Here is an 18,049-nt window from a genome sequence, read left to right on the forward strand (position 1 = left end):
TTTGAAGGAAGGATTTACCGATGGCAGAGATTGATGAACTCCGAGCTCAGCCTCAGGATATTTTAGCGGAGCAGTCCGTCTTAGGAGCCATTTTCATTGATGAGAGCAAACTGGTCTTTGTTCGTGAGTATATCGAGCCTGCCGACTTCTTTAAGTATGCCAATCGCTTGATTTTCAAGGCTATGATTGACTTAGCTGACCGCGGGGATGCCATTGATGCAACGACGGTTCGTAATATTTTGGACAGTCAGGGTGACTTGCAGAATATCGGCGGTCTCAGCTACTTGGTGGAAGTAGTCAATTCTGTGCCAACCTCTGCCAATGCTGAGTACTATGCTAAAATCGTTGCAGAAAAGGCCATTCTAAGGCGGCTGATTTCGCGTCTGACAGAGTCTATCAATCAAGCCTACGATGGCGACCGGCTTTCAGAGGAAATTATTGCCGGAGCTGAAAAAGCTCTGATTGATGTCAGTGAGACGGCCAACCGCAGTGGCTTTAAAAATATCCGTGATGTGCTGAATCTTAACTTTGGCAATCTGGAGGCTCGGTCTCTGCAGACATCGGATATCACTGGGATTGCGACTGGCTATCGTGAGTTGGACAAGATGACGACTGGTCTGCATGAGGAAGAGTTAATCATTCTGGCGGCTCGGCCAGCGGTCGGAAAGACGGCCTTTGCCCTTAATATCGCTCAGAATATCGGAACCAAGCTGGATAAGACTGTAGCCATTTTCTCTCTGGAAATGGGTGCGGAGAGCTTGGTGGACCGGATGCTAGCTTCAGAAGGGGTCATTAATTCTCACTCCATTCGTACGGGGAAACTGACAGATGAAGAGTGGCAGAAATATACCATTGCGACAGCTAATCTGGCCAATGCTAGTATCTATATCGATGATACACCGGGGATTCGGATTACTGAGATTCGCTCGCGAGCTCGAAAGCTTGCCCAGGAAACGGGGAATCTAGGGCTGGTCTTGATTGACTATCTGCAGCTGATTACAGGAACGGGTCGCGAAAACCGCCAGCAAGAGGTTTCGGAAATTTCCCGGCAGTTGAAAATCTTGGCTAAGGAGCTCAAGGTGCCGGTCATTGCGCTGAGTCAGCTCTCGCGTGGCGTGGAGCAGCGGCAGGATAAGCGACCAGTGCTGTCTGATATTCGGGAATCAGGTTCCATTGAGCAGGATGCGGATATCGTTGCCTTCCTTTACCGGGATGATTATTATGATCGAGCTGGTGAGGAGGAAGAAGGCATTCCTAACAACAAGGTTGAAGTCATTATTGAGAAAAACCGGAGTGGAGCGCGTGGTACAGTAGAGTTAATTTTCCAGAAAGAGTATAATAAATTCTCAAGTATTTCCAAAAGAGAGGACGAATAAAGATGAGTGATGCATTTACAGATGTGGCAAAAATGAAAAAAATCAAAGAAGATATCAAGGCACATGAAGGACAAATCGTTGAGATGACGCTGGAAAACGGTCGTAAGCGCCAAAAAAGCAAGCAAGGCCGTCTGATTGAAGTCTATCCGTCTTTGTTTATTGTGGAATATTCCAATGAAGGCGGTCAGCCAGGGGAAATCTCCAATACCTATGTGGAGTCTTATACTTATTCTGACATTTTGACAGAAAAGAACCTCATCCGTTATTTTGATGAATAGAAAGGTCCGGTGGGCCTTTTTACTTATATTTGAAGTATTTGAAGCAATTCCTCAGTCAAATCGACGTATATAGAGGATGATAAGCAAAGAAAACAGGTGGTCATCATGATTAAAAATTTAGTTTTTGATTTGGGCAATGTTCTGATTGAATGGAATTCTGAGAAAATCTTGACCTATTTTGAACCTGAGGAAGTGCGGCAGAAAGTTCTTAGACAGGCCATTTTTGAGTCGGGTGTCTGGCATCAGACGGACAAGGGAGAGCTGAGTTTGAAAGAAGCCTGTGAGGAAGTCCTGGCTCAGTTGGACGTTTCCTATCATTCCGCCATTAAGAATATCTTTTATCATTGGTATGAGGTTGTGCATGTTTACAGTGATTTACAGGAAAGGATTCGGCTATGGGCTGACCAGGGCTATCGAATCTATATCTTGTCAACCACTTGTGAGATTTTTTATCATATTGAAAAAGCTGGTTTGTTGCCCATTTACCCACTTCTGTCGGGCTATATCCTTTCCTCAGAGGTCGGTGTCGTCAAGCCGGAAGCAGAGATTTACCAAAAGCTCTTGAAAAAGTATGGTTTGAATCCAGTAGAATCCGTCTTCATTGATGATATTCAGGCTAACTTAGATACGGCAGCTGAACTGGGCTTTGAAACCATTTTATCCACAAGTGAGACTGAGAATATCAGTGCTATGGAGACTTTGCTGGCTGTGAAAGGGAAGTTTGGCTGATTGATGATAGTTTGCTTTACTTATAGTTGAAAAGGAGTGAGCCCAAGCTCAAACCTTGACATTTGCTGATGATTGCGCTATCATAGTTCTATATATGGGAGTCTGTGTACAGTCTGAGAGGAAGTGTAAGCTTCGACCGCACCTGATCTGGGTAATGCCAGCGTAGGAAACATACCGAAAAATGTGGTATTTGTGCGCCTTTTCCATATACGGAAAGGGCCTTTTCTTTTATCATCTTTATCGATGGTGATATCTTGAAGAATTGCAGCGCTAAAATGCAGGAAGGGAGGAAAAGTATTCTAATGAAAGCACTACAAAGGCTGATGCGGCAGCAAATCGGTCTCTTAGGGATGCTGGGTGTACTTGTCATCTGGCAGGTCATGGGCTGGCTCAAGCTCTTGCCCAAGTTTATCCTGCCGACGCCACTGGAAATCGGTCAGGCCTTTATCAGAGATGCTAGCTTTCTAGCAGGTCATAGTTGGGCCACCTTAAAAGTAGCCTTGTTGGGTTTAGTCTTGGGCGTCATCTTGGCTTGTATACTAGCTATACTCATGGACAGCATGAGCTGGCTCAATGATCTGATTTATCCCATGATGGTCGTGGTGCAGACGATTCCGACCATTGCTTTGGCGCCAATTCTGGTTCTCTGGCTGGGTTATGGGATTTTGCCCAAGATTGTGCTCATTATTCTGACGACGACTTTTCCGATTATCGTCAGTATTCTGGACGGTTTTCGGCATTGTGACCGGGATACTCTGACTCTCTTTGAGCTTATGCAGGCCAATCGCTGGCAGATTCTCTGGCATTTTAAGATTCCAGCTAGTTTGCCCTATTTCTATGCGGGTCTAAGGGTCAGTGTTTCCTATGCCTTTATCACGACCGTGGTTTCTGAATGGCTGGGCGGTTTTGAAGGCTTGGGTGTCTATATGATTCAGTCTAAGAAACTTTTCCAGTACGACACCATGTTTGCTATTATCATATTGGTTTCGGTCATCAGCCTTCTGGGAATGAAGCTGGTGGCTGTCAGTGAAAAATATGTCATTAAGTGGAAATAGGAGTTCAGCTCTGCTATTTCCCAAAGAAAGAAAAGAGGATAATGATGAAAAAAAGTTACAAAATGCTGCTGGCAGGTTTAGCTGCCGTGTCTATCGTTGGCCTAGCGGCCTGCGGTCAGTCGAAATCTACATCTGAAAGCAAGCATAAAAAGATTGATTTTATCCTAGACTGGTCACCTAACACCAACCATACCGGCCTTTATGTGGCTCAGGAAAAGGGCTACTTCAAGGAAGCAGGCGTGGATGTGGATATCAAGTTGCCGCCTGAAGATAGCAGTTCGGATTTGATTATCAACGGCAAGGCACCTTTTGGTATTTACTTCCAGGACTCTATGGCTAAAAAACTGGATAAGGGCGCAGAAATCACAGCTGTCGCTGCCATTGTAGAGCATAATACTTCGGGCATTATTTCCAAGAAGTCTGCAGGGATTACTGGACCTAAGGACCTAGCTGGCAAGAAATACGGCACTTGGAATGATCCAGTGGAGCTAGGCATGCTCAAAACTTTGGTTGAAAGCCAAGGCGGCCAGTTTGATGAAGTGGAAAAAGTTCCTAACAACGATTCTAACTCTATTACGCCGATTGAAAATGGTTTGTTTGATGCGGCCTGGATTTATCATGGTTGGGACGGCATCATGGCAGAGACGCAAGGCATGGACACTAATTTCTTTTATATGAAGGACTATGTAAAGGAGTTTGACTATTATTCTCCAGTGATTATTGCTAATAATGACTATCTCAAGAAGAATCCGGACGAGGCGAAAAAGGTCTTGCAGGCCATCAAGAAGGGCTATCAATATGCCATGGAGCACCCTGAAGAAGCAGCGGATATTTTAATCAAGCATGCGCCAGAATTGAAAAACAAACGTGACTTTGTTTTGGCTTCTCAAAAATATCTGTCTGAGCAATATGCATCAGATAAGGACAAGTGGGGTCAGTTTGAGGTTAGCCGTTGGAATGCCTTTTACAAATGGGCCAAGGATAAGGGTATCGTGGACAATGACTTGAGTGACAAGGGATTTAGCAACGATTATATAAAATAATGACAGAAATTAAACTTGAAAATGTAAGCTATGCTTATGATGAGCAGCAGATTTTAAAAGACATCAATCTTGAAGTGAAAACTGGTCAGGTGGTAGCAATCTTGGGGCCTAGCGGTGTTGGAAAGACGACCCTCTTTAATCTGATTGCGGGGATTTTGGAGGTCCAGTCGGGCAGGATTGTCCTAGACGGGCAGAAAAATCCCAAGGGCCGGGTGAGTTATATGCTGCAGAAGGACTTGCTGCTGGAGCACAAGACGGTGTTGGGTAATGTCATCTTGCCCCTCTTAATCCGAAAGGTATCCAAAAAGGAAGCGACGGAGCAGGCAACTCAGATTTTGAAGGAGTTCGGGCTCTTTGATGTGGCAGATAAGTATCCACATGAGCTGAGCGGGGGGATGCGGCAGCGCGTGGCTCTGCTGCGAACCTATATGTTCGGCCACAAGCTATTTCTTCTGGACGAGGCCTTTAGTGCCTTGGATGAGCTGACCAAGATGGAGCTGCACACTTGGTATCTGGATATTCACCGTAGGCTGGGTCTGACGACTCTCCTTATCACTCATAGCATCGAGGAAGCTCTGGCTCTCAGTGACCGTATCTATATTCTGAAAAATCGGCCTGGGCAAATCGTTGCAGATCTCCAGCTGACCTGGTCAGACAGCGAGGATAAGGAATTGCAGAAGCTGCGATACAAGCAGGAGATTTTGAAGATTTTGGGAGTGTGAAGCAACTACCTGAATTCCTTTGCTTTCAAGAAACAACTTAAATCAAGCCTCTGTGCTTGATTTTTTGTCTGACCCTCTTTACTTTTGACTTTATTCATGGTACAATAGCCTTTGTGTGAAATAGCAGCAGGAAAGCATGGAGCTCGTCAACAGGACATCAGCTATAAAAGTAGCCTTAGCTGTTTGGGCGAAAATGTTCTGCACGAATCAGGGCTTTCTAAGTGACTATTTCCTCAAAAATATTTTACAGGAGGACATTTTTATGTCACGTTATACAGGACCATCTTGGAAACAAGCTCGTCGTTTGGGTCTTTCTCTTACTGGTACAGGTAAAGAATTGGCTCGCCGCAACTATGTACCTGGTCAGCATGGACCAAACAACCGCAGCAAATTGTCAGAATACGGTTTGCAATTGGCTGAAAAGCAAAAACTTCGTTTCACTTACGGTGTAGGTGAAAAACAATTCCGTAACTTGTTTGTTCAAGCTTCAAAAATCAAAGAAGGAATCCTTGGTTTCAACTTCATGCTTCTCTTGGAGCGTCGCTTGGATAACGTTGTTTACCGTCTTGGTCTTGCGACTACTCGTCGTCAAGCTCGTCAATTCGTAAACCATGGACACATCCTTGTTGACGGCAAACGCGTTGATATCCCATCATACCGCGTAACTCCAGGTCAAGTAATCTCAGTTCGTGAGAAATCATTGAAAGTGCCTGCAATCCTTGAAGCTGTTGAAGCAACTCTTGGACGTCCAGCATTCGTATCGTTCGATGCTGAAAAATTAGAAGGCTCATTGACTCGCCTTCCAGAGCGCGATGAAATCAACCCAGAAATTAACGAAGCGCTTATCGTTGAATTCTATAACAAAATGCTTTAATTTGTATTTGTTCAGAAGTCGGTTTCCCGGCTTCTTTTTTATACTCTAAATGAATTAATTGGAGCTATTTCCAACTAAAAAAATGTCAATGGATTGAGACAGCTGTTTTGGGAAATTATCTGATTTCTTTCTGCTCCCATCCAATCAGGTGAGACACTCTGTAAAGATTTTTTCCAGCTTTTTTAGGGAAGATTTGCTGAAATGGTGTATAATGGGGACAAGACAGAAACAGAAAATTGTATGAAAGGAGTAGCGATGAAGGTTCTAGTGACAGGAGCGACTGGCTTTCTAGGAAAGTATGTTGTTGAAGAGCTGGCTGAACAAGGCTATCAGGTGCGGGCTTTTGGCCGCAATCTGAAGGCTGGTCGGCAGTTAGAAGGTCCTTTAGTAGAGTTTTTTGCTGGTGATTTTACCAGAGAAGAAGAAATTTTTGCAGCCTGTGAAGGAGTGGATGCAGTGGTACATGCGGGTGCCCTCTCAACGATTTGGGGACCCTGGGAGCAGTTTTATCAGACCAATGTGGTAGGAACCAAGCTGGTTATGGAAGCTTGCCGACATTTTGGAGTGCAACGACTGGTCTATATTTCCTCGCCAAGTGTTTATGCTGCGGCGCGTGACCAGCTTGCTATCAAAGAAGAGGCTGCTCCTCAGGAAAATGAGCTGAATTTTTATATCAAAAGCAAGCTCATGGCTGAGCGGATTGTCGGAAGTTATCCTCAAGTTCCATCGGTTATCTTGCGTCCTAGAGGGCTTTTTGGTATTGGAGATACCAGTATCTTTCCTAGGATTCTGCGCTTAAGCCAAAAACTGGCGATTCCACTCATAAGAAATGGTCAGCAAATGATGGACATGACTTGTGTGGAAAATGTGGCCTTGGCTGTTCGTCTGGCTTTGGAAATTCCAGAAGCGCAAGGACAAGTTTACAATATTACCAACGGAGAATCCCGTAGATTCAAGGATATGCTGGATGAAGCTTTAGATGGTTTACAGGTTCGTAAACGTTATGTTAAGTTGCCCGCTGCTTTTCTAGGATTTCTGGCACAGGGATTTGAAAGCTTTTATCGCTTCTTTCATATTGAAAAAGAGCCGCCTCTGACTCTTTACACCTATTACTTAATGCGTTACAGTCAAACGCTGGATATATCAGCAGCAGTAAGGGATTTGGGCTATCAACCCAAGTTGACAATCAGTGAAGGGATTGCAAAATATGTCCAACATTATCGAGAAAATTGAGTATCTTCAGCCTGGGCGCTGCAGCAGTCACTTGCAGCAAATGTTTAAGGGAGTTGCCAAGAAAAAAATAATTTTTCCAGCTGGCGTTTTCCTCTTGAAGCATCATGAGAAAGGTTATATTCTCTATGACACTGGCTATTCTCCAGCTATTCTGAAGCCCAACTTCAAATACTGGCTTTATGGTCTAGGAACGCCTGTCGATATGTCAGAAGAGGAGCGTGTGGATCAACTGCTTGAGCAAAAAGGAATTGCGCCAGAAGATATTTCTTATGTCATCTTGTCGCACTTGCATCCAGATCACATCGGCGGAGCCGCTTTCTTTCCCAAGGCCCGCTTCATTCTGACCAAGACCGTTTTCCAAACTTACCAGCGTGGGAAGCTTAAGGACCTTATTTTCAAGGAATTTCTTCCGCAGGATTTTGAGAGTCGGTTGGAAGTGGTGGAACCTCATCAGGTGCAAGAAGCATTCCTCTATCGCAAGACAGTCGACTTGTTTGGGGATGGCAGTCTATATCTGGCCTCAGTTGATGGGCATGCTGCTGGTCAAGCTTGTCTCTTTTTGCCAGATTATCATCTGTTTATCGGGGCTGATTTGTGCTGGGGCGTGGATCTGTTGCCGTATACGGAGCAGATGCGTTTCTTGCCGTCACTCATCCAAGATAGCAAGAAAGAATACATGGCCGGTGTGGCACTGCTTCGGCAGTTACTTGCTGTTGGCTATCAGGTGCTAGTCAGTCATGATCCGGCTGAGAGAGCGGAGCAGATTTTGTATGAAACTAGGAACATTTCTAAAAACCTTTAGCGTCATGCGCTGGGGGCATCGATTTAAGGATCGACAGGTCTTGGAACGCTATCAAGTCAAGGCTTTAGAGACCTATCGGGAATTTCTGCAGCAGGAATCGCCTTATTTTAAATCAGGTATTCCAGCAGATTTTAAGATGAATAAGGCCTTTATGATGGAGCATTTCAATGAACTCAATACTCAGGGGCTGAATCGTGATGAGTTATTGGCCTTGGCACTGGAGAGCGAGAGGACACGTGATTTCAGTCCCATGATAGGAGAAATTGCTGTCGGCTTGTCTTCGGGGACATCCGGTCACCGAGGTTTATTTGTCACTACTGAAAAGGAGCGGAGTATGTGGGCAGCAGCCATCTTGGCCAAGATGCTGCCTACAGGCAAACTCTTTGGGCACAAAATTGCCTTCTTTCTTCGGGCAGACAACCAGCTCTATCAGACTGTCAATTCAGGCTTGATTTCTCTGGAGTATTTTGATACTTTCCAAGGAGCTGAAGAACACGTAGAGCGCTTAAATGCTTACCAGCCGACGATTTTGGTAGCGCCAGCATCAATGCTCTTGGAGCTGGCTAAACAAGTTCAGGTTGGAAATTTGCAGATTGCCCCCAGCAAAGTCGTATCTGTGGCAGAAATTTTGGAAGAGCCGGATCGGCAGAGAATTCAAGCAGGATTTGGTCTGAAAAAGGTGGACCAGGTCTACCAAGCGACTGAGGGCTTTCTAGCCTGCAGCTGTAGTTACGGGAATCTTCATCTAAACGAAGACATTGTCCATGTAGATAAGCACTACTTGGATGATAGGCGCTTTTACCCAATTATTACGGATTTTAAGCGGACTTCTCAGCCAATTTTTCAATATGAGCTGAATGATATCTTGGTGGAAAATCCTGAACCTTGCCCCTGCGGCTCGGTCTTTACACGGATTGATAAGATTGAGGGGCGCTCGGATGATATTTTCATTTTTGAAAATGCCGCAGGTCAGTCGGTGGAGGTCTTTCCAGACTTTATTCGCCGTTGTCTGCTCTTAGTTGATGGGATTGGAGAATATCAGGTAGCTCAGAAGCAGGACTATACGCTGACCATTGCTATCGAACATCGTAGTCAGCATCGAGAAGACGAGCTTGTCCAGCAGTTTCAAAACTTGGCGACTGATAAAGACTTTCTTATGCCAGCTATTTCTTTTGAAGATTATCAGCGGGACAGAAGCCGTAAGCTGAAACGCATCTATCGGGCCTAAGAATGCCCCAATTTGGCAAACATATGAATTGGTGGCTGAAGCGCTTTGGCAGTTTACCCAGCTGTCGAGAAGCCCCAAGTCTGACAAGAAGGAGTTTAATATGACAGCAGTAAAGAATCATATAAAGATTGTTGGTTACGGTACGCATCTACCTAGAAATACTGTGACTTTTAAGGATCAGACCCGTTATCGGGTGGTGGAAAATGAAGAAACCCAGCTTTCTATGGCTGTTAAGGCGATTGAAAAAGCCCTAGAGCAAGCGGGCTTGACAATCAAAGACATCGACTGTATCGTGTCAGCCAGTGCAGTGGGCGTTCAGCCTATTCCCTGCACCGCGGCTTTGATTCATGAGTTGGTGGCTAAGGGGCTGTCCATTCCAGCCATGGATATCAATACGACCTGCACCAGTTTTATCTCGGCTTTGAGTCTCATGTCTCATTTGTTGGAGGCTGGTGAGTACCATAGGATCCTCATCGTGTCCAGTGAGGTTGGAAGTTTAGGGCTTAATCCCAATCAGAAAGAAAGTTTTGAGTTGTTCAGTGATGGAGCGGCTGCTTTGATTTTTGAAGCAACAGAGGAAGAAAGAGGGGTCATCTCCAGCCTGCAGCGAACGTGGTCTGAAGGAGCTCATGATACAGAGATTCGTGGTGGTTTGACATCATTTCAGCCTAAGGAGTATTCGGATGCTACCAAGACTCACTACATGTTTGACATGAATGGCAAGAAGATACTCTTGCTCTCTGCCAGAAAAATTCCGGAAATGTTTAAAGAATTTAAAGAAAAGAGTGGTCTCAGCCTATCTGACTTGGATTATATCATTCCGCATCAGGCGAGTCGTGCTCTGCCAATGGTCATGCGCAGCTTGGGTATTCCTGATGATAAATACCTCAATCTCGTGCAAGACTATGGGAATATGGTGTCAGTAGCAGTGCCCTTTTCTCTCTGCTATGCTCTGGAGCGCGATTTAGTCAAGGAAGGGGACACCATCGCTCTGATGGGAACAGCAGCTGGTATGACAGTCAATATGTTGGCTATGAAATTATAATACAATAAAAATAGGGTGTACAGAACCTCTTTTGGTTTCGTACACCCTGTTTAATTGTTCAAAAATTTGAGTAGAAGTGTGCCCGATAGGCTTAAGCAACTTCTTACAGCATTTTCAAAAGAAATTCTGCTATTTGTTCAGGACTTTCTTTTTTCCCTCTGGAAACCCACATCTGGCAGACGCCGAAGAAGGCATTAGCGAGAAAGACCCGGCTGTATTCTTTTTCAAAATGATTGTAAATGCGATTGCTAAAGCGATCCTGAAGGCTATCAGCTAGCATCATCTGCAGCTTATGGCGCAGGAAATTTTGAATTTCTTTCGTTCCGTTTTCCGTCAGAAGAGCAGCTAAAAGCGGCTCTAGCTGGAGGAACTGAAAGACCTCCGTAATCGCAGTTTGAATATCCTCCTGATTGTTATCAAAAATATACCCCAACTGATGAAAGAGGTTTTGCTGATAACGTTCAATCATATCGTACTTGTCCTTGTAGTGAGTATAGAAACTACTACGGCTGATGCCAGCAGCTTGAGCTAGCTGGACAGTAGTGATATGGTCGAAGGACTGCTGATGCAGTAGTGAAACCATGGCTCTCTCAATAATAGCCTTGGTTTTTCGGCGTTTATTGCTTTCTAACATAAAATCTCCCTTTGAGGCTAAGCCTCAGTCTGCTCTTCAAACTAATAGCTATCATAGCAAACTACTTTTTCTTTTTCTCCATGTACTATTATATCAAATGTTTTTCAAGTGGAAAAGAGTTAAATTCCGAAAACAGGCATAGATAGGCAAAATTTTATTTTATTAGGTTTCTTAGACTGGTAAAATAATAAAGCCAAGACTTAAAGTAAAGTCTCGGCCTTCGTTTTGAGCATTATTTAAAGTAGAGGTAGTCGGGGTCGGGAGTGACGTAAAGCAACTCACCCTCTTGAGAGAAGATAATAGAAATTTGTTCATTTTTATAAGAGTAAATCGTATAGGTGTTTTGTAACCTTGATGCTTGAGAAATATCAACTACACCTGCTAAGAAAGCACGCGCTTGTTCGGTGTTGATTTTTTGCTCCTGAACCAGCCTCTTCAGATTTTCTAATTCTTTGTTTTGGAAAGCTTCATATTCAGAAGCGAGATCGGTGCTTATTTTTTCTGGTTCGCCGAGAATACTTTTGACTTTTTCTTGAGTATATCCTTTAAATTCAGGAATTTGAGCTTCAAAACCGCCAGATTCATAGGATTGGTAATAAACCTTGGCATTGCCAGTCGCATAAATCTTGTCTTTCTTAGCATGATCGGCATCTTCTGGAAGACCATCTGTGGTTTTTTCTTGTTCTTTTCCGTCCTCTTGATGTTCAGAGCTGCTGGAAGATGAAGATTCTTTTGTTTCAGATTTTTTGCTGTCAAAACTTTTAGACTTGTTGGAGCTATCTTTCTTTTCTAGCTTTCTAGTCTCAGAAGACTGAGCTGGACGATTTGACCTTTGTGGCAAAAACAAACGGCAGGCTGACAGCAGAAATAGTGCTGCAACTAGAGCAAATAAGCTAAATGGTGTTCTTTTTTTCATTGTCTTAAACCTTTCTTTACTATGCTCAATCTGACTTGAGCTATTGTGATGTGAGGCATCTGCTGGCAGCAGTGTTTCACATGGAACCCTATCATCAAGTTAAGTACTCAATGTTTGACTCCATTTACCTCGCTTATCATTCTAACATAATACTGAGTTCTAGTGTACCTACCTGTGGAAAAATATTTTTTATCTACAGATTATTTAGGGATTAAAGACAGTAGGACTAACTTATTCCGCTTCTCTACAATCTTTTTAAACAAAATTAGACACGGTGTCCAATTTTTAAAGAATAAACTTGTAATAATTTTCGATTGGTGTATAATCAATTTTATCGAAATTTGGACACTGTGTATAATTTTAGGAGGTAGACATGTTAAGAGAATGGAAAGCTATTTTAAAAAAGCCGACTTTTATCATTGTGATGTTAGGAGTCTCTTTGATTCCTGCCTTGTATAACGTTATTTTCTTGAGCTCCATGTGGGATCCATATGGAAAGGTATCGGACTTGCCAGTGGCGGTCGTCAATCAGGATAAAGCTGTAACTGCTAGTGGCAAGACCTTGTCTATAGGCGATGATGTTGTTTCCAGCCTCAAGGAAAATAAAAATCTGGATTTTCATTTCGTCAGTAAAGAAGATGCTCAAAATGGTCTGGAAAAGGGTGATTACTACATGGTTGTGGCGCTTCCAAGTGATTTATCTGAACGTGCAGCCAGTGTTTTGACCGATAATCCTCAGCAAATGAAGATTGACTATCAAACGTCTAGCGGCCACAGTTTTATTGCTGGTAAGATGAGTGATTCAGCTATGGCTTCTTTGAAGCAGACTGTGGCGCAAAATGTAACGGATACTTATACAAACGCCTTATTTAAGAATATGGGAGACCTAAAAACTGGTTTGATGAAGGCATCCGATGGTGCTCAGCAATTAGCATCTGGCAGTCAACAACTAGGCTCAGGCAGTCAGACAATTGCAGATAACTTAAGAACTCTGAATCAAGCTACGAGCAAATTATCGTCCGGTGCAGCTCAATTTAACACAGGACTACAGACTTATACTGGGAGTGTTGCACAAGTATCGTCTGGACTGGGTAGTTTGTCAAATGGGATAAACACTTATGCAAATGGTGTAAGTACTGTGGCCGCAGGTGCAAATCAGCTGTCGGGTCGATCAGCCGACTTATTGGGTGGAGTCCAACAGCTCACCCAGTCAGGAGATGGAGTTCAGGCCTTATCAACAGGTGTAACGAATTTGAACACTGGCTTGGCTACATTAAAGTCATCGGTAGATACAACCTTAGCCAACAATCAGCAAAACGTGAATGATTTGGCAACTAGCTTGACTCAGTTGAATGCAAGTATTCAAGCTGCAGCAAGTGACTCAGCAGTATCGACAGACAGCATTGAAGCTTCACTGACTAGCATAGCAGCATCCGCTCAGGCCATTATCAATAATAATCAAGACGCCAAGGCCGCAGCTTTGGCAAGTGTCCAAGGGACGAGCGCTTATCAAGGCCTTTCTAGTGAGGCTAAGGCTGAGATTGACGCAGCAGTCAGTGCTAGTCAAGCAGGAAGTGATCAATCTGCTCAGGCGATTTTATCAGAAATCGATACAATGAGGGCTTCTCTTGAAACGATAAAAGGCGCTAGTCAAACAAAACTTAGTCAGTTAGAAGGTGCATCAAATCAAGTTCTGCCACAGGCAGCTAGCATGATCAATGGCCTTTATAATGGCTTATCAACGGTGAGTACTGGCCTCGGTTCAGCAAGCGGAGGAGCCAATCAACTAGTTGCAGGTGTAGATACCTTAAATGAGAAACTAACGACTGGCGCGACACAATTGGAACAAGGGGTGACAAGCTATACCAATGCAGTCGGTCAGCTATCTGAGGGGACATCAGCTTTGGCAAGTAAGAACCCTGATTTGCTAGCAAATACAACAAAATTAGCAAACGGGGCAGCCCAATTAACAGATAAATCGTCAGAATTGATCTCTAGTTTCGGGAAATTAGCAGATGGGACCAATCAATTAGCGAGCGGCATAGAAAAGCTGGCTGATGGCAGCAGTGCTTTAACAGATAATCTCTCTAAACTTACTGTGGGAACGAGTGATTTGTCCAATGGCCTCTCAGATGCAGGTGATAAATTGTCGGTTGTTTCAACCAAGGAAGACAATGCAAAAACTCTGGCAGATCCTTTGACACTGAGCAAGACAGATGAGAACAAGGTGGAGAAAAACGGCATTGGGATGGCGCCTTATATGATTTCAGTAGCTTTATTTGTGGCGGCTATTTCAACCAACATCATCTTTAGTACACTTCCATCGGGTCAAGAACCTAGGACGAAACGAAATTGGCTGAAGGCCCGTATAGAGGTAAATGGAGTAATTTCCGTCGTGGCGGGTGTTTTGGTCTATGGTGCTGTGCACTTGATAGGCCTATCTGCTAATCATGAGTTGGCAACCCTTGGTTTGATTGTCCTAGCCAGCATGACCTTTATGGCTCTTGTGACCGCTTTGGTTACTTGGGATAGCAAGCTCGGCGCCTTTGCCTCTCTGATTCTCTTGCTCTTACAGCTGGCTTCTAGTGCAGGAACCTATCCGCTGGAGCTGACTAGTAAGATTTTCCAAGTTATCAACCCTTGGCTGCCAATGAGCTATTCTGTATCGGGCTTACGCCAAACGATTTCCATGAACGGCCAAATAGGTACTCAGGTGCTCTTCCTTGCCTTTGTTTTAGTTCTTTTCATGGCACTTGGTACTCTGGTCTACCGAACAGATAAAAAACAGCTAGCTTAGGGCACGTGCTTTTATAAATCTGTAAAAATGTAGATGGAAAGTCTATCTGTAATTCTTTTACTTTTTCTCTAATCAACATCTCCTGAAAAGGGAGATGTTTTGTTTTCTTTAAGTTTTCTTTATCTTTCTTTTAAGTTTTCATCTTTAAAATTGCATTACATTCAAGAAAGATAGAGAGAGGAGAAGCCCATGGCAGAAAAATTTTTTCAACATCATTTTCAGCGCTTTGAAACCAAATACATCATTTCCAAGGAAACCTTGTTGGATCTATTGCTAGAGTTTGAGGGCTATCTGGTGGAGGATGAGCGAGCTTATTCGACCATTAACAATCTCTACTACGATACGCCGTCTTATCAGCTCATTCGTGAGTCCTTGGAAAATCCTTGCTTTGACGAGAAGGTGCGCTTGCGGACTTATCAAGAGCATCCGACCGAGGATAGTCAAGTATTTTTGGAAATCAAGAAAAAGGCTGAGAATCTGGTCACCAAACGCCGGCTTGCAGCAGATTTGCTGACAGCGGAATCCTATCTGGACGGTGATTACAGTCAGCTGACTGACCTTCAGATAGATAAGGAAATGGTCTGGCTGACCCAGCATTTTGGCAATATTCAGCCCATGATGTATATCGGCTACAATCGTTATGCGATGAAGGGGATTGAGGATGAGCGGATTCGGATTACCTTTGATCACGACCTGACCTACCGTCCTTATGATCTGAGTCTCTTGGCCGGTCGCCACGGAGATCATCTCCTGCCAGCCAATCACGTCATTATGGAAGTTAAGATTTCAGAAGCTTGTCCGCTATGGCTCAGCGAGATCATGGATCGCTACCAGCTGTCTCCGAGCTCTTTCTCCAAATATGGCTTTGCTTATAAAAAGGCAAACTGTATCAGCAGCAAATAAAATAGATAGGAAAAGAAAAATGAAACAATCAAAATCAATCCTTAAAAAAATTAAATTGATGATCCCACTAGTCTTGATGACAGCAGTTCTAGGAGCATGCAGCTCAAACGCCAGAAGTTCTACAACTTCAAGCACTACCCAGGCTGCTAATACTACAAGCACCAGTCAGACCAAGACCAATACTTCTGATTACTTTGCCTCAGAGGATTCAGACGCTTCTTATGATGAGTCCAAGGCGACGACCATCAACCTGAGTGGCTCTAGCGCTAAGACTTCTGGTGACGGTGCTAGTGTCTCCGGCTCGACTGTGACAATCTCAAAGGCTGGAACCTATGTCATTTCCGGAACGAGTGAAAATGTGCAGATTGTCGTCAAAGCAGGTGATAGCGACAAAGTTCAAATCGTCCTAAATGGCGTAACCATGAGCGGGACAGACGCAGCTATCCTAGTAGAAAATGCGGGTAAAACAAGCCTGACTCTGGCCGACGGCAGTCAAAACACAATCTCAGATTCATCAAATCATAGCAATACGGATGCAGATGCAGCTATCTATAGTAACTCTGACCTGACTCTCAATGGCTCTGGAAGTCTGACAGTTGACGGCAAGTATGAAACAGCGATTAAGTCTGAGCAGACCTTGCGGGTAACAGGTGGCACTTATACACTCAAAGCAGCTAAGCATGGTCTGTCAGCAGCTTCAGCTATTAATATCAAGGACGCTACTATTGATATCACAGCGACAGAAGATGCTATCCACGCGGACAATGATGAAGATACTTCTCTGGGAAATCTCTATATCCAGTCCGGCACCATCACAATTAATGCTGGTGATGATGGTCTACACGCTAGCAATATCGCTTTGATTGATGGTGGAACAATTACGGTTTCTAAGAGTGTAGAAGCTCTGGAGGGGACTAATGTCACCATTAACGGCGGGAAATTGGATCTTTATGCGACGGATGATGGTATCAATGCAGCTAGTGACGTAACTGGAGCTGATATCTTTATCAAGATTACCGGTGGCGATATCAAGGTCGAGGTCGGTGAAGGCGATACCGATGCTATCGACTCCAACGGCGATGTCATCATGTCAGGAGGAAACTTAGACATTACTTCTACGGTGTCTGCCTTTGACTTTGACGGAACGGCTACCTATACTGGCGGTACCATCACGGTCAATGGTGAAAGCCGAACAGAAATCACAGCAGACGGACCTGGCGCTGGTGGACCTGGTGGCGGCGGTGCCCCAGGCGGCCAAGGCGGTTTTGGTGGACGATAAAAAAGCCGATGAGATAACAATGAAATAGTGCCTAATGAAATAGAAGAATCCTCATTCCAGCTGGAATGAGGATTTCTTGCTATTCATCAATTCTGATAGATAATTTTTCCGTATCCACCGTCACTTGAGCACCGATGGTAATGGTAAAGAGTGGCTGAGTATGAGCAAAGTCCAAGTCATAGAGGACGGGAATCGTCTTTAGAATTGGATGTTTATCCAAGATATAAAGGAGCAGCTCCTCTGTCATCTGACATTCTTTTGGAAAGCGGCCGATGAGGAGGGCCTGCGGGTTAGGATAGGCCTGAAGGAGGGCAGCTAGATTGCGGTCAAATTCCACATAATCATCTTCCTCCGCCTCTTCAACAAAGAGGACATAGTTTTCATCTGTCGGGGCGTAGGGCGTGCCGCGAAGGAGTGAGAAGGTGGAGAGATTGCCGCCGATAACAGTGGCTTGGGCTTGTCCGTGGTGATAAACTTTCCACTCCGTTTCATGGAAGGTTAGTGGCGCATCGGGCAGATACCAAGCATTGTCGCCCCATTTCTCACTAGGAGTCAATTCATAAGAAGTATGGCTGACGGCCTTGAGCCAGCTCTCGGTCTGGTAGTCCTGCAGGGCATCCATTTTAAAGCTGGAGTAGGACGGTCCCATGTAGGTTTTCATGCCGGTCTTGCTATAGATAGCGTTGAGCAAGGCAGTAGTATCCGAGTAGCCGCAGAAAATCTTAGGATTTCTAGCAATCAATTCAAAGTCCAGATAGGGCAGGAGCTCATTGCAGTTGAAACCGCCGATAGTGGCCAGAATAGCATCAACGGAGTCATCCGAAAAGGCAGCATGGATGTCTGCCACCCGGCTTTCGATGGAGGCAGAGCCTAACATATCATTTTCCAGATAATGCTCCGAAAAAGACACGGTAAATCCTAGCTTTTCCAAGCGCTCCTTGGCGGCTAGATTGGCCTCAAAGCCACCGATGTGTTCGATTGATGCCGAAGGGCTGACGACCCGAATGTGCATACCAGGTGCGAGTTTTTTCATAGGAACCTCCTTGGGATAAATTTTTATAGAATATCATAGCACAAAGGCCAAGACCTGTAAAGCAAACTTAGGTCAGTGCGGGAATTTTTATCAAAAAAAGGG

At 44.4% G+C, this 18,049-nt stretch carries 17 protein-coding genes and 1 riboswitch; of the genes, 14 read left to right on the forward strand and 3 right to left on the reverse strand.

Translation table 11 applies throughout. The annotated features are described in order from the left end of the window. The first annotated feature begins 20 nt into the window (after positions 1-20). From dnaB to QZ169_RS01760, 11 genes are all read left to right on the forward strand, one after another. Positions 21-1,376, forward strand: coding sequence for a replicative DNA helicase (gene dnaB / locus QZ169_RS01710; RefSeq protein WP_295504482.1), 1,356 nt, complete (start codon positions 21-23; stop codon positions 1,374-1,376). Between the two features lie 2 nt (positions 1,377-1,378). Beyond that, the gene (locus tag QZ169_RS01715) at positions 1,379-1,654 is read left to right on the forward strand and encodes a Veg family protein (RefSeq protein WP_002894239.1); all 276 of its coding nucleotides are present in this window, start codon (positions 1,379-1,381) and stop codon (positions 1,652-1,654) included. A 105-nt stretch (positions 1,655-1,759) separates the two neighbouring features. Further along, positions 1,760-2,383 carry an HAD family phosphatase gene (locus QZ169_RS01720; protein WP_295504484.1) on the forward strand — a complete coding sequence of 208 codons (624 nt, stop codon included), beginning with the start codon at positions 1,760-1,762 and terminating at the stop codon, positions 2,381-2,383. A gap of 84 nt (positions 2,384-2,467) precedes the next feature. Beyond that, positions 2,468-2,569, forward strand: a riboswitch (TPP riboswitch). 89 nt (positions 2,570-2,658) lie between these two features. Continuing rightward, positions 2,659-3,438, forward strand: coding sequence for an ABC transporter permease (locus QZ169_RS01725; protein ID WP_295504625.1), 780 nt, complete (start codon positions 2,659-2,661; stop codon positions 3,436-3,438). A gap of 44 nt (positions 3,439-3,482) precedes the next feature. After that, positions 3,483-4,481 (forward strand): ABC transporter substrate-binding protein, encoded by a 999-nt coding sequence (locus QZ169_RS01730; protein WP_295504486.1) that lies wholly within the window; start codon positions 3,483-3,485, stop codon positions 4,479-4,481. Continuing rightward, the gene (locus tag QZ169_RS01735) at positions 4,481-5,203 is read left to right on the forward strand and encodes an ABC transporter ATP-binding protein (protein ID WP_295504488.1); all 723 of its coding nucleotides are present in this window, start codon (positions 4,481-4,483) and stop codon (positions 5,201-5,203) included. Before QZ169_RS01730 ends, QZ169_RS01735 begins: the two co-directional genes overlap by 1 nt. A 262-nt stretch (positions 5,204-5,465) precedes the next feature. Next, a complete protein-coding gene (gene rpsD / locus QZ169_RS01740) occupies positions 5,466-6,077 on the forward strand; it encodes a 30S ribosomal protein S4 (protein WP_002899562.1) in 612 nt (203 codons plus the stop codon). Positions 6,078-6,278: 201 nt separating this feature from the next. Beyond that, complete coding sequence (locus QZ169_RS01745; RefSeq protein WP_295504491.1) at positions 6,279-7,310, forward strand: NAD(P)-dependent oxidoreductase; 1,032 nt, start codon at positions 6,279-6,281, stop codon at positions 7,308-7,310. Beyond that, positions 7,285-8,112 carry an MBL fold metallo-hydrolase gene (locus QZ169_RS01750; RefSeq protein WP_295504492.1) on the forward strand — a complete coding sequence of 276 codons (828 nt, stop codon included), beginning with the start codon at positions 7,285-7,287 and terminating at the stop codon, positions 8,110-8,112. Before QZ169_RS01745 ends, QZ169_RS01750 begins: the two co-directional genes overlap by 26 nt. Then, positions 8,081-9,340, forward strand: a complete 1,260-nt coding sequence (locus QZ169_RS01755) for a F390 synthetase-related protein (protein ID WP_295504494.1) — start codon at positions 8,081-8,083, stop codon at positions 9,338-9,340. The genes QZ169_RS01750 and QZ169_RS01755 overlap by 32 nt, the downstream gene beginning before the upstream one ends. A 100-nt stretch (positions 9,341-9,440) precedes the next feature. Next, positions 9,441-10,385: a 3-oxoacyl-[acyl-carrier-protein] synthase III C-terminal domain-containing protein gene (locus QZ169_RS01760; RefSeq protein ID WP_367113037.1), complete on the forward strand. Its 945-nt coding sequence runs from the start codon at positions 9,441-9,443 to the stop codon at positions 10,383-10,385. Between the two features lie 103 nt (positions 10,386-10,488). On the opposite strand, the gene QZ169_RS01765 is transcribed toward QZ169_RS01760, so the two are convergent. Next, the gene (locus tag QZ169_RS01765; protein ID WP_002918003.1) at positions 10,489-11,019 is read right to left on the reverse strand and encodes a TetR/AcrR family transcriptional regulator; all 531 of its coding nucleotides are present in this window, start codon (positions 11,017-11,019) and stop codon (positions 10,489-10,491) included. 232 nt (positions 11,020-11,251) lie between these two features. Next, positions 11,252-11,935: a DUF4947 domain-containing protein gene (locus QZ169_RS01770; RefSeq protein ID WP_295504499.1), complete on the reverse strand. Its 684-nt coding sequence runs from the start codon at positions 11,933-11,935 to the stop codon at positions 11,252-11,254. Between the two features lie 373 nt (positions 11,936-12,308). Between QZ169_RS01770 and QZ169_RS01775 the strand changes: the two genes are divergently transcribed. From QZ169_RS01775 to QZ169_RS01785, 3 genes are all read left to right on the forward strand, one after another. Continuing rightward, positions 12,309-14,732, forward strand: a complete 2,424-nt coding sequence (locus tag QZ169_RS01775) for a YhgE/Pip domain-containing protein (RefSeq protein WP_295504501.1) — start codon at positions 12,309-12,311, stop codon at positions 14,730-14,732. A 189-nt stretch (positions 14,733-14,921) separates the two neighbouring features. Then, positions 14,922-15,635 carry a polyphosphate polymerase domain-containing protein gene (locus QZ169_RS01780; RefSeq protein ID WP_295504503.1) on the forward strand — a complete coding sequence of 238 codons (714 nt, stop codon included), beginning with the start codon at positions 14,922-14,924 and terminating at the stop codon, positions 15,633-15,635. A gap of 19 nt (positions 15,636-15,654) precedes the next feature. Continuing rightward, on the forward strand, positions 15,655-16,914 hold the full coding sequence (locus tag QZ169_RS01785; RefSeq protein ID WP_295504505.1) for a carbohydrate-binding domain-containing protein: 1,260 nt from the start codon (positions 15,655-15,657) through the stop codon (positions 16,912-16,914). A gap of 79 nt (positions 16,915-16,993) precedes the next feature. Here QZ169_RS01785 and QZ169_RS01790 read toward each other — a convergent pair whose 3' ends face one another. Beyond that, positions 16,994-17,947 (reverse strand): S66 peptidase family protein, encoded by a 954-nt coding sequence (locus tag QZ169_RS01790; RefSeq protein ID WP_295504507.1) that lies wholly within the window; start codon positions 17,945-17,947, stop codon positions 16,994-16,996. Positions 17,948-18,049 lie beyond the last annotated feature (102 nt).

Source organism: uncultured Streptococcus sp. (genome assembly GCF_905372115.1).
GTDB lineage: Bacteria > Bacillota > Bacilli > Lactobacillales > Streptococcaceae > Streptococcus.